Source organism: Rhizobium oryzicola (genome assembly GCF_030504645.1).
In the GTDB taxonomy this organism is placed as follows: domain Bacteria; phylum Pseudomonadota; class Alphaproteobacteria; order Rhizobiales; family Rhizobiaceae; genus Neorhizobium; species Neorhizobium oryzicola.
Genome location: NZ_JAUKWQ010000004.1, coordinates 453,618 through 465,619 on the forward strand (window position 1 = coordinate 453,618; position 12,002 = coordinate 465,619).

The following is a 12,002-nucleotide window of genomic DNA, read 5'->3' on the forward strand; positions in this document are numbered from 1 at the left end:
GCTCTAGAGACTAAGATAGGGACGATGGTCGAGATTGGCGCGTGACATCAGCGTGACACGCGTAAAGCGAGAAATATTCGCCTACGACTTCGCGCCATGAAATACATGTCTCCACATGGACGTGGAATTGAAAGTCCAAGAAACTCTCATATCCGATCTTTTGTCGGGACTGCTGGAAACCAACTCTAGCAAAGCAAGTGCATCCTCACGTTTTACATCAATATAGGATGCGCGCACTTTTTCGATCAGTATATCGTCGTCATCAGAGCCCTGCGCCCTCATCTCTTTTGCGAGCCTTTCCCACGTCCGGTCCTTATAAAAAACCTGGGTAGCGATCCTGCCGATCCTGTCGAGTTCAGTTTTAGAAATGATGCCGGCGGCAAGCATTCGCTCAGATGTGACAAGAATGTTGACGAGCGGTATCGAAAGCGGGGCATATCCAATTTCCGCTGGGGCGTGGAGCAGCGCGATATCCGAATCGTCGATCAAATCTCCACGCGCAAATCGTCGGTAAACTTCGCCGACCCCCACCATACCAAACGTATGACACTCTGCCGCGCGAAGGGCGCCCATGCTTGAACTGCCGAAAATGCGGACCCCTTCGGAAAGGCCGAACAGAATTTCCTTATGCCAGACGGGTGCGGTATATTCGAAATTTCCATCAACCAATCCGATGACGGAAGCCCCTTCCCGAACAGCTTGCAATAGGTCGCCTTGAACCGCAGGGCGCCGAACGACGATGTTACGATCGCATCGGGCAATAGCGTCCGGAAGAGTCGGTCCAACAAAGATAATTTTCATATTGTACCGATGGCCATGGCGAGTGCGCGCGGGCCCCAACGGTGTCTGCGTGCGCCGTCCGGATTTTCCAGATCGGGTACGATGACTTTCACGACAGCAACGGGAAGGTCCGGTGCATGAAGTTGCACAGCAATCACGCTGTTGATTCGCATCATCTTCAGCCGATGGAGAAGGCTTTCCAACAGAGAACTCGGACTATCGATCTCATCGAAGGCTGGGTAATCTTCAGGAGCGTGCGGCTCTGCCTCGAACAACATCTGCGTGTCCGGCGCTAAGGGGCGGGAGTAGGTCTCGGGAAAAACATCGTCGCGAGCACCACTAATGTAGGTTAACCGTGATTGGGCGACTTCCGTGAGTGCCCGGATCATAGCTCTCTGAGCCACCGGATGGGCGCCATACCCAACCGTGATATCGTGGAAGCGTGGCTGTCTGGCACGGAGTATATCGTTGTCGGCGCAAACCACTGCATAGCACGGCACGGCGATGTCGCTGGTGAGATCAAAGGCCCGTAACTTCAATCCAGCCACGGCGTATTTTTCAAGAAGGGAGTTGATCGTGGAGTCGCCGAAATGTCCAGGATCAATGCAGGTCTTTAACCTCTTGGTCGTCGACTGCAGGCGCCACAACACATCCGCATCGCGTTCGATACGCTCAAGCAAGCCATGCAAAACAGCTTCCGCTGCGTTATTTCCAGACGCCAGTCCATCGGATGACTGCCAAAATCTGCATCTCTCTGATGTACGGTCCAGCGTCACAGCATGGAAGGGGATCCAAACGATATCTGCATTCACTAGGTCTTGTCCCTTGACCCAGATCATGACCTCATCAACGTCAAGATCGGACTCTCCAGCAGCAATCAATTGAGGGAGAAGTTCGTACCGCTCCCCTGCCGTCGCCAACTCGCGCGCTGTTGCCTCGACTGTCACGACACACGGACTGGCTGCAACCTGCCGCTCCAAGGCCTCCATCGCCGCGGATACTCTGGCATCAATGTCGCTAACGCCTTTTCCCTGATTTATGACGATCGACTTTGCGTTGGGAGAGACGGCATTCCAAACAGGAATGCCGACCATATCAAGTCCCGTTAGGCGCGACAGGCGTGTGATGCCAAAACTTGGCAATACACCCTGTATGCGCTGCCATGTTTCCAGGGGCTGGCAAACACGATCGCAGGAGAAAGACGTTCTTCTATCGAAGTCCATTTGCCGGTGTCAGCGGTCCATGTAACCGCCGGAAAGGGACTCCGCAGAAGCAGCCACAACAGCGAGATTGATCCCCTTCGTGATCGCTGCGCCTGTGCTATTCGGTTCGTTCGCGATCTCAAGTGTGCTTGCAGCCATCTGAGGCGCCTTGGTGACGGTCCCAGCGCCCAAATCCGCAACCCATAGCCCGCTTTCACCCTCAATTCCAATGATCACAACTTTTGTCATTTCTTTTCCTCTCTTGAATGACCAGCCATTCGATCAAAAGCCTGCTTTCACCAATCCTTCTTTGTAATGCTGTTTCTGCCACTCCTCTTTGAACGGAACCAATGCCATCCATGAATCGAGATCAAACGTAGGATGAACTTCAAATGTCTTGCGGACAAACTGGCCTGCCTTGCGCGTGTCGCCAAGCATTCCCCAACTGGCTGCTGAAAGCCTGTCCGCGGGTGCCCTGTCACTCATCCGGCCGATATAGTTCAACGCGTCCTCGTATCGCTCGAGAGAATAGCAGGCGCCTGCCGCAGTCCAGAAATATTCGTCCGGAGACTTAGGGTTGAGTTCAATCGCTTGTTGCACCTTTGTCAAGCCCTCCATCGGACGCGATGCCTGAATCAAGGCATCCGCAAAACTCGCGATCAGGTTTGCATAGTCAGGACTTAAGGATTCCGCAGTTGCAAAAAACTCGGCACTTTCGTCGAACTGCCGCATGTAGAGTTTAGCGACCCCCAGCTCCTTGTAAGCCGCTGGCAAGCGCGAATCCGACGCAATCGCAGCCTTTGCATAGTTTTCTGCGAGGGAAAGCAATTGGCTGTCGTTTTGTGCGGTTATAAGCCACTCCAGAAAATAACTCCGCGACATGCCACTTTGTGCGGGCGCAAACTCCGGATCAACTTGGAGAGCCTCGCGGAAATGTTTGCGCGCCCGTCGTACGTCTGGAAGGCCCAGTCTCATGAGATGGTTTTGGCCGCGCAGGAAGCTACGATAAACTGATCCATTGGCCTCATAGTCGGAACGCACGAACTCGCTCGTGTTGATCTGCCGTGAGATCGCTTCCGCCATGCGGTATGCTGTTTCGCGCCGGGATGTGGTTGATCCGGCGTCCGAAAGATGGAAACGATCTGCCCAGATAATCTCGTCGCTTCCGAAGAAGATCAGCTGAGCGAACAAGGAATACCCGCTGCCTTCGATGGTCAGGCGAGTGTCAAGAATGTACCGGATTCCATGATTTTCGTAGACCGAGGCCTTGTCGATTTGATCACGTATTTTCGCGGCAGTGTAAGGAGCGATGACCGAAACTTCACGAAGACTGCATAAATCGATCGTCACATCGTCTATCAGGGCACCTGCGCAAGACGCGACCTCAACATTCACTCCGTTGGATGTGGGCGGAAGCAAAACGAGCCGAGGAAGCCTATGATGGTGAGCCAAGCTAGGAACTTCGGAAAACTGTGACGCCTCTTGCGCTGGTGTCGAAAATGGCAGCTGCCATCTGTTCTGTTGTCGGCGCGATGAACCGCCAAGATGGTTGCGGACTTCGTGATCGTCGGGGTTGCGCTCCAGTATCTTGATGGCTGCATCTCGCATTGCGCGACTGCCAGCGGTCAGATCCGAAGCAAGCACCAGAGGGCGCAACAAGCTTAGGTGAGCATCACGTTCGCGCTCGATCCAAGCAGCAAGCCCTTCGCTCTGCGACTTCACGTCCGCCAGGAAATCCTCCCGTAGCCGTAACGCAATTCGGTCGGCCTTCACGTGATCAATACCAAGGTCGGCCGCCAGCAAACCATCGATATCCGCCTCGAGCATGTCACTTCCCAAAGACACCTTTGAGGCGGAAAATGACAAGAACTGCCGACCGATTTCGTTCTGTCGATTTATGATGCGTGAAGCTGCTTTGCGTAGATTTGCCTGTGCTCGCGCGGTGTCCGTGTCCCCCCACAAAAGCCGAGCAATATCTGCACGCGGGAATTCCGTCCGCGCATTTGCCTTCAGATAAGTAATAATGATTAAGCCCATCTGCGGAAATGAGATCTCATTTCCGCAAAAGTCTAATAATCTCAGATGTCCAAACGTTTGAAGCTGATGAAACGTAGTCAACGGCGAATCAAAGCTCACAATGTGAAGATTTGATTCAACCTACGACGTCAATTGATTGAAACTCAAGATAAAGCTGCGCCCGCCTGGGCCAAGCATCGGTCGTGTTGAGCGACGGAAAATCTAGCTCCGTCGCGAGTTTTTGTGACTGTGCATTCGAAGCAACCTGGAAAAGGAAGATACGGTATTTCCATTCTTCTCAATCTGCTCCGAATGCACAGCTACCGAGCCGTTCTCGTGTCAATCCGTATTGATCCAGATGGCCTTGGTGTCGAGGTATTCCTCAAGATGCTCGACGCCGCCTTCGCGCCCATAGCCGGACATCTTCACGCCCCCGAACGGAACTGCCGGATCGATTGCGTGATACATGTTGACCCAGACAGAGCCGGCCTTCAGCCGACGGGAAAGCTTATGGGCGGTGCCGAGATGCGTGGTGAATACGCCTGCAGCAAGACCGTAGGTCGTGGCGTTGGCACGTTCCACCACTTCATCAATCGTGTCGAAGGGCAGGGCAGAGATCACAGGGCCGAAGATTTCTTCGCGTGCGATGACCATGTCGTCGGTGACGGCGCCGAAGACCGTTGGCGCGATGAAGTTACCGCCCTCGAAATCATTCCCCGTCAATCGCGCGCCGCCCGTCAGCACGGTTGCGCCCTGTTCACGCCCGGCACTGAGGAAGCCTTCGATCCGGGCGGCCTGGCGATCAGAAATGATCGGCCCGATTTCGGTTTCCGGCAGCACACCATTGCCGATCTTGAGCGCGGCTGCGTATGCCGCGACGCGGCGGGTAAATTCATCATGGATTTCTCGCGCCACGAACAGGCGCGACCCTGCGATGCAGATCTGTCCGGAATTGGCGAACACGGCCATGGCCGCGACAGGAACCGCCTTATCGATATCGGCATCCCGGCAGACGATCACGGGTGACTTGCCGCCGAGCTCCAGCGAAACGCGCTTGAGATTGCCGGTTGCAGCGCGCGCAATGGCCTGGCCCGTCGCCGTCGAGCCGGTAAATACGATCTTGTCCACGCCGGGATGGGCAGCGAGCGCCGCGCCCGCTTCCGACCCCGTGCCCGTCACCACGTTCAGAACACCCTCCGGCAGGCCGGCTTCGGTCATCAGTCGAGCGATCATCAGGACGGTCAGGGACGCCTCTTCCGATGGCTTCAGGACCACGGTGCAACCCGTTGCGATGGCGGGTGCAATCTTCCAGACGGAACCTGCAATCGGGGCATTCCAGGGAATAATGGCGCCGACCACGCCGACCGGTTCCTTCACCGTCTGCGACAGGATTTCGCCCGGGAAGGAATTCGGAATTGTTGCACCATGCAAGGCCACGGCCTGGCCGGCATAGAAGCGCAGCATTCCAATCACGCGGCGGCTGTTTGCCAGCGTTCGGGAAATCGGCATGCCCATATCGAGCGTGTCGGAGAGGCAGAGATTTTCCCACTCCGCCTCGAACCGATCGGCGATGCGAAGAAGCAGAGCCTGACGCTCGAAGGGGGTAAACTTCGACCACGGACCTTCGAAGGCGCGGCGCGCGGCCGCGACGGCCGCATCGATATCGGCACTGCCACCTTTCGGCACCGTCGCAAGAAGCGCGCCTGTCGCGGGGTTGCGAGCCTCGAGAACCTCACCTGACGCGGCCGGAACCCACTGGCCGCCAATGAACATTGGGCGAAAACCGCCATCGTAAAGCGCTGCTGCGCGTGTCTGCCAAATTGTCATGTTATATATGCCTCCGACGCGCGCATCTTGCCGGTCATTGCTTGAGTTTCAAGACCAGAAGCAGGGCTGCCGGTACGCATTGAAATACGAGTCACAAAAGGATTGGAAAGACAGACGCCTTCATCGACCAATGCGTCATCCAAGCCTGACTGGCTTGCCGCCGCTGTTATCTTACCCATTGAAAGCCGTCGATCTGGATGTCCTGGCCCGTCACGAAATTTGGCTCGGCCGTCGCCAGGAAGGTCACGACACTGGCCACGTCCTGCGGTGTGCCGACCCGCTTCATGGAAATGCCGGCAGCAAGTTGCGCTTCCCGCGCATCGATCATGGCATTCGAGCGCTCGGTCTTGATGACCCCGGGGCATACAGCATTCACCGCGATTTCGGGGCCGAGTTCCTTGGCGAGAGAGCGTGTGAGGCCGAGAATGCCTGCCTTGGCTGCTGTGTAGGAAAACTTGCTGACGGCGCTGGTGACGCCGCCCGTATGGGCGTTCATGGAAGACATGTTGATGATACGCCCGCCGCCATGGCGGCGCATCAGCGGCACCGACGGCTGGATATAGTTGAAGGCGCCCTTGAGGTTGATGTCGATCGTGTCATCAAACTCTTCCTCGCTGATCTCCAGAATGCCCTTCGGCATCGGCCTGCCGGCATTGTTGAACAGAACGTCAAGACGTTGGAAGCCCGCATCAACCGCAGCAATGATATCTTTGGCCTTCTGGTGGTCGCGAACATCGGCAACAAAGGTCAACACCTGTTGACCGAGCGCCCATATTTCTCCGGCAGTGCGATCCAGATCCTCTTCAATGAGATCGACCAGCACAATGTCGAAGCCATTGCGGGCGAGGTCCAGTGCACAGGCGCGACCGATGCCGCGCCCACTACCGGTGATCAGTGCAACCTTCGGCATTAGGCTTCCTCCGCAGCATCTTTCACATAGCGGGCGACATCTGCATGGGTGGCGAACCAAACGCCGTCATGCGACTGGATATGGCGGATCAGCTCTTCCAGGATGAAGATGCGCGAGCGATAGCCGGTGACGTGCGGATGCATGGTCAAAAGGAACAGACCGCCTTCCTGATAGGCACGGTCAAACTCCCGCTTGAAGATGTCGAGCACAGCCGGAGGCGGCGTGTACGGGCGATGGGCGGTAAAACGGTTCATGTTGAAATAGACCGCGTCATCGCGGATCCATTCGACCGGCAATTCCACGACGCCTGTCGCCTCGCCGTCCTCCAAGATCTCATAGGGATCGTCGTCGGCCATGAGGGAGGAGTCGTAGAGGAGCCCAAGTTCGCGCTCGATCTGCAGCGTGACCGGAGAAAAATCCCACGACGGTGTACGCATGCCGACCGGGCGAATGCCGGTGATCTTTTCCAGCGTATCCGCCGCGCGGAAATGCAGTTCGCGCTCCTTGTCCGGCGGCACTTGCGTGTTCACCTCGTGAATCCAGCCATGCAGGCCAATCTCATGACCTTCGGCGATCACCCGCTTCTGTTCTTCCGGATGCAGAAGGGCGGCAACGGCGGGCACGAAGAAGGTGGCGGGCACGCCGGCTGCCTTCAGCGTTTGCAGGATACGCGGCACGCCCATTCGATTGCCGTACTGGCCCCAGGACAGGCGTCCAATGGATTCGCCGCCATCGCGCAGTTCGTTCGTCTCATGGTCGCTGTCGAAGGAGAGCGCCACGGCGCAGCGCGCACCACCCTTCCACTGCTTCGGCTTCAAGGAGCGACCGGCGCGCACCTTGTTCACCCTGCCGCGCCAGGTCGCCTCATCCCATTCCCAAGGTTCCATCGGCTTCTCCCTCGTCATCATTCCGCCGCTTGCGGCAGCACTGGCACCGCAGCCAGCAGGCGTTTCGTGTAGTCATGCTGTGGGTTGGCGTAGATCTCCGCTGCCTCACCCTCTTCGACAATCTTGCCGCGATACATGATGACGACGCGGTCGCAGAGATGGCGCACGACCGAAAGATCGTGGCTGATGAAGAGCAGGGAGAGGTCCAGCTCGCGGCGCAGGCGGATCAACAGGTTGATGATCTGCGCCTGGATCGACACGTCGAGGGAGGCGACCGGTTCGTCGCAGACCACGACATCCGGCTGCATGGCAAGCGCGCGGGCAATGGCGATCCGCTGGCGCTGACCACCGGAAAACTGGTGCGGGAAACGTCTTGCGAAGCCAGGGTCGAGCCCGACCGCGCTCAGCCATTGCGCCACGTAGTCGCCAGCCTCTGCCCGGGACACCAGCCCGTGTGCGATCGGACCTTCGGCGATAATGTCGCCAATGCGCATGCGTCCGTTCAGCGAGGCAAACGGGTCCTGAAAGATTGTCTGGACGCTGGTGGTGATCTTGCTCGGGCGCGGCCCTTCGCTCATGACCGGCTTGCCGTTGAGCCGCACGGTCCCAGAGGTTGGCGGGAAGATGCCAGCCGCCATGCGGCCGAGCGTCGACTTGCCAGAGCCGGATTCGCCGACGACGCCCAGCACTTCGCCGCGCCGCAAGGTGAGGCTGATGCCATCCACGGCCCGTACCACCGGCTCCTGCTCTGCCCACCCCGCCTTGATGGCGAGACTTTCGATCAGGCCGTGGGATTTTTGGTAGTGCTTGGAAACGCCCTCGATAACGAGATAGGGCGCGCCGAGCGGAGGCAGCGATGCGGTGGACTGTCTGCGGCCGGGTGGCGACGCATCCGTCACGCCGCTTCCGCGCAGCAAAAGCTGGCCGGGCTTGGCGCGGGAGGGCAGGGCATCCAGCAATGCCTTGGTGTATTCGTGCTGGGGGCGGGTCAGCACGTCGAGCGCACTGCCCATCTCGACGATCTCGCCCCGGCGCATGACGGCGACCCGATCCGCCAGAGAGGCGACCGTCGCCAGATCATGGCTGATCCAGATCAGAGCAGTACCGAGTCTCGCCACCAGCTCCTTCATTTCAGCGAGAATTTCGGCCTGTACCGAGACGTCGAGCGCCGTGGTCGGTTCATCGCAGATGATTAGCTTCGGCCGGTGCAGCAGTGCAATCGCGATCGCCACGCGCTGGCGCATGCCGCCGGAGAACTGGTGCGGATAATAATCTACCTTCTTGTCCGGCTCGGTGATGCGCACCTGCGCCAGCGCATCGATCGCGCGCTTGCGTGCCTCTTCGACGCTCACCTTTTCATGCGCCTCCAGCGCCAGCCGGATCTGGGTGCCAATGGTCAGCACCGGGTTCAGCGTCATCATCGGGTCCTGGAAGACCATGGAGATGGTTTTGCCCCGGATCGCCCGCAGTTCATGGGCGGGAAGACCCACAAGTTCACGGCCTTCCAGTTGCACCGAGCCGCTGACGATGCGCCCCGGCTCGTCAATCAGGCCGATGATGGAAAAGCCGGTGATGGATTTTCCCGATCCGGATTCTCCGACAAGGCCAAGAACCTCGCCCTGGGCAAGCGAGAAGGACACACCATCCACGGCCTTCAACTCGCCGCGGCTGGTGGCAAACCATGTCTTCAGGTCCGTGACATCAAGCAGGGGCGCGGTCATCGGCGAAGCCTCGGATTGAGCTGGTCGCGGATCTGGTCGCCGACCAGATTGAGCGAGACGATGAAAAGGATGAGCGCGACGCCGGGATAGATCGAAATCCAGTAACGGCCGGACAGCAGGTACTGGAAGCCGTTCGCAATCAGCATGCCGAGCGAAGGCTCCGTCGGTGGCAGGCCCACGCCGAGGAAGGAGAGGGTGGCTTCCAGCGCAATCGCGCTCGCCACTTGTACCGTTCCCACCACGATCAGCGGCGGCAGGGCGTTGGGCAGGATGTGCCGCAGCACCACGCGCCAATGGGAAAGCGGGATGGAAAGGGCCGCTTCCACATAGTCTTTCTGGCGTTCTGCGGATGCGGCACCGTGGGCCGTGCGTGCAAAATAGGCGTACTGCGCGAAGATCAGCGCCATGATCAGCTGGTAGCGGCCCTGGCCGAGAAGGGCGGCAATGACGAAGGCAAGCAGGATAGCGGGAAAGGAAAGCTGCAGATCAACGATGCGCATCACGATGCTTTCGAACCGTCCGCCGATATAGGCGGCGGCACAACCCACCACCGCACCGATAACAAACGCGACGCCGCCGGCAATCACGCCCATCTGCAGCGAGATGCGCAGGCCGTAGAGGATCGCGGACAAAAGATCGCGCCCTTGCGAGTCTGTGCCCAGCCAATGCACATAGCCGCCGGTGCCGACATAGCCGGGCGCCCGCCTCGCATCCCGCAGCACCAGATTGGCGATGTCATAGGGATCCTGCGGTGCGACGAGCGGCGCAAGGATGGCGAGGAGCACGATCAACCCGACGACGACAGCGGCAAAGGCTGCGACCCGGTTGCGCGAGAATTCCCGCAGGAACTCGCCAAAAAGATTGTCCTCCCGCATCAGCCACGTCCTTTCCGCAGGCGCGGATCCAGCACCGCATAGGTGAGATCCACGACGAGATTGATGACAATGAAGAGAAGCGCGACCAGCATCAGATAGGCCACCATGACAGGCCGGTCGAGCGAGGTGATGCTGTCGATGATCAGCTTGCCAAGACCCGGCCAGGAGAAGATCGTTTCCGTGACCACGGCAAAGGCCAGCGTCGAGCCGAGTTCCAGACCGAAGACGGTAACAAGCGGAATAGATATGAGCCTGAGGACATGGCGGCTGAGAACCGTGAATTCGGATAGTCCCGCCGCACGCGCGAATTTCACCGTATCGCTCAGCATCAGCTCGCGCGTTCCGGCGCGCGCCAGCCGGATCATCAGGGAGAATTTGAACAGCGCCAGATTGAGCGCCGGGAGCAGCATGTGCTGCAACCCGTCCAGTGTCAGGAAGCTGAACTCCACGCCGAACAGGCTGACGGTCGAACCGCGGCCACCGGCGGGCATGCAGCCGCATTGCACGGCAAACACCATGATCAACATCAGCCCGAACCAGAAGGTCGGCACCGAGAAGCCGAGGATCGAGACGGCCATGATTGCGCGCGACACGATGCTATTCGGCCGATAACCGGCATAGACGCCGATCGGGATGCCGACGAGGCTGGCGAAGAGGACGGCGGCCAGCGTCAGTTCCAGCGTGGCGGGCAGACGCGACAGGATCAGCTGGCTGACCGGCATGTTATAGACGAAAGACTGGCCGAAATCGCCGCCGATCAGGCGACGCAGAAAGACGAGATATTGCTGCCACAGGGGCAGGTCGAGGCCGTACTTAGCAATGACGGCCGCGCGAATGTCCTGTGTCGCATCTGGTGAAATAAGCACGTCGATCGGATTGCCGACGGCGTATACGCCGCAGAAGACCAGTGCCGACATCGCCAGAACGACGATCAGTGCCTGCCAGAGCCTTTGCAGGAGAAAGACCAGCATGCGCTCCTCCATTGTTGAGGTGACGGGCCGCTTTCACGGCCTCATTCACCGCCTGCGTTCAAAACCATTCGCCTTCCAGGAGTTCGCGCGTCTCCGAGACGGCAACATCCCAGATGGCCAGCATGTCGCTGTCCGGCCGCTGATAGAGGCCGTGATAGTTTCCATCGCCCAGGAGCTCGCGCTTGGCCCCTGCGCCAATGCGGGCGAGTTTCGCAAAATCCACCTTCGGCTTGGAGGTCGTCGGCTGACGCGGATCGTCGGTGCGCGTCCAGGGAAAGTTTTCCATCCAGGAGGCATGCGAGGCGGCCGGATCGATCTCCAGCACCTTGGCCATGGTCTTCGGCGCGCGCCACCAGTCGTGGAATTTGACGGAACACTCGGGGTGATCGTTCAGCCATTCCGAGATGACGGTCGTGGCCGGCACATTGCCGCCATGGCCGTTGACAATGAGGATGCGTTTGAAGCCAGAGCGCGCCATGCTGTCGAGCAGGTCCCGGATCACGCCAATATAGGTGGCCAGCGACAGCGTCAGCGTGCCGGGATAGCGCGCAAACGAAGAAGCCAGGCCATAGGGCAGGACTGGAAAGACGGGGATGCCGAGCGGTGCGGCGGCGTCGACGCTCACCCGTTCCGCCAGAATCATGTCGGTCGCAAGGCTCAGATAGGCGTGCTGCTCGACGCTGCCGATCGGCAGAATGCAGCGATCATCCGCCTTGGCGCGCTCTTCCGCCTGCATCCAGTTCATGTCTGCGATCTTCAATCCGACCTCCTTATTCTCCACGTCCGCCTTGGCGTGAAAGAATATTCTGTTTT

Annotated in this window: 11 protein-coding genes; all 11 read right to left on the minus strand. The window is 58.8% G+C overall.

The features are described 5' to 3' along the window. Positions 1–81 precede the first annotated feature (81 nt). The 11 genes from Q2T52_RS15565 to Q2T52_RS15615 all read right to left on the minus strand — a co-directional run bounded on the left by Q2T52_RS15565 (position 82) and on the right by Q2T52_RS15615 (position 11,949). Positions 82–801 carry a TfuA-like protein gene (locus tag Q2T52_RS15565; protein ID WP_302077693.1) on the minus strand — a complete coding sequence of 240 codons (720 nt, stop codon included), beginning with the start codon at positions 799–801 and terminating at the stop codon, positions 82–84. Beyond that, on the minus strand, positions 798–2,003 hold the full coding sequence (locus Q2T52_RS15570) for a YcaO-like family protein (RefSeq protein ID WP_302077694.1): 1,206 nt from the start codon (positions 2,001–2,003) through the stop codon (positions 798–800). The genes Q2T52_RS15565 and Q2T52_RS15570 overlap by 4 nt, the downstream gene beginning before the upstream one ends. Before the next feature lie 9 nt (positions 2,004–2,012). After that, positions 2,013–2,231 (minus strand): hypothetical protein, encoded by a 219-nt coding sequence (locus Q2T52_RS15575; protein WP_302077695.1) that lies wholly within the window; start codon positions 2,229–2,231, stop codon positions 2,013–2,015. Positions 2,232–2,264: 33 nt separating this feature from the next. Next, positions 2,265–4,019: a hypothetical protein gene (locus Q2T52_RS15580; protein ID WP_302077696.1), complete on the minus strand. Its 1,755-nt coding sequence runs from the start codon at positions 4,017–4,019 to the stop codon at positions 2,265–2,267. A 318-nt stretch (positions 4,020–4,337) separates the two neighbouring features. After that, positions 4,338–5,825 carry an aldehyde dehydrogenase family protein gene (locus tag Q2T52_RS15585; RefSeq protein ID WP_302077697.1) on the minus strand — a complete coding sequence of 496 codons (1,488 nt, stop codon included), beginning with the start codon at positions 5,823–5,825 and terminating at the stop codon, positions 4,338–4,340. Positions 5,826–5,991: 166 nt separating this feature from the next. Beyond that, the gene (locus tag Q2T52_RS15590; protein ID WP_302077698.1) at positions 5,992–6,735 is read right to left on the minus strand and encodes an SDR family NAD(P)-dependent oxidoreductase; all 744 of its coding nucleotides are present in this window, start codon (positions 6,733–6,735) and stop codon (positions 5,992–5,994) included. Next, the gene (locus tag Q2T52_RS15595; protein WP_302077699.1) at positions 6,735–7,622 is read right to left on the minus strand and encodes a polysaccharide deacetylase family protein; all 888 of its coding nucleotides are present in this window, start codon (positions 7,620–7,622) and stop codon (positions 6,735–6,737) included. The genes Q2T52_RS15590 and Q2T52_RS15595 overlap by 1 nt, the downstream gene beginning before the upstream one ends. A 17-nt stretch (positions 7,623–7,639) precedes the next feature. Continuing rightward, the gene (locus Q2T52_RS15600; protein ID WP_302077700.1) at positions 7,640–9,343 is read right to left on the minus strand and encodes a dipeptide ABC transporter ATP-binding protein; all 1,704 of its coding nucleotides are present in this window, start codon (positions 9,341–9,343) and stop codon (positions 7,640–7,642) included. After that, complete coding sequence (locus tag Q2T52_RS15605) at positions 9,340–10,218, minus strand: ABC transporter permease (protein ID WP_302077701.1); 879 nt, start codon at positions 10,216–10,218, stop codon at positions 9,340–9,342. The genes Q2T52_RS15600 and Q2T52_RS15605 overlap by 4 nt, the downstream gene beginning before the upstream one ends. Further along, positions 10,218–11,189, minus strand: coding sequence for an ABC transporter permease (locus tag Q2T52_RS15610; protein WP_302077702.1), 972 nt, complete (start codon positions 11,187–11,189; stop codon positions 10,218–10,220). The genes Q2T52_RS15605 and Q2T52_RS15610 overlap by 1 nt, the downstream gene beginning before the upstream one ends. 58 nt (positions 11,190–11,247) lie before the next feature. Then, positions 11,248–11,949 (minus strand): creatininase family protein, encoded by a 702-nt coding sequence (locus Q2T52_RS15615; protein ID WP_302077703.1) that lies wholly within the window; start codon positions 11,947–11,949, stop codon positions 11,248–11,250. Between the last annotated feature and the right edge of the window lie 53 nt (positions 11,950–12,002).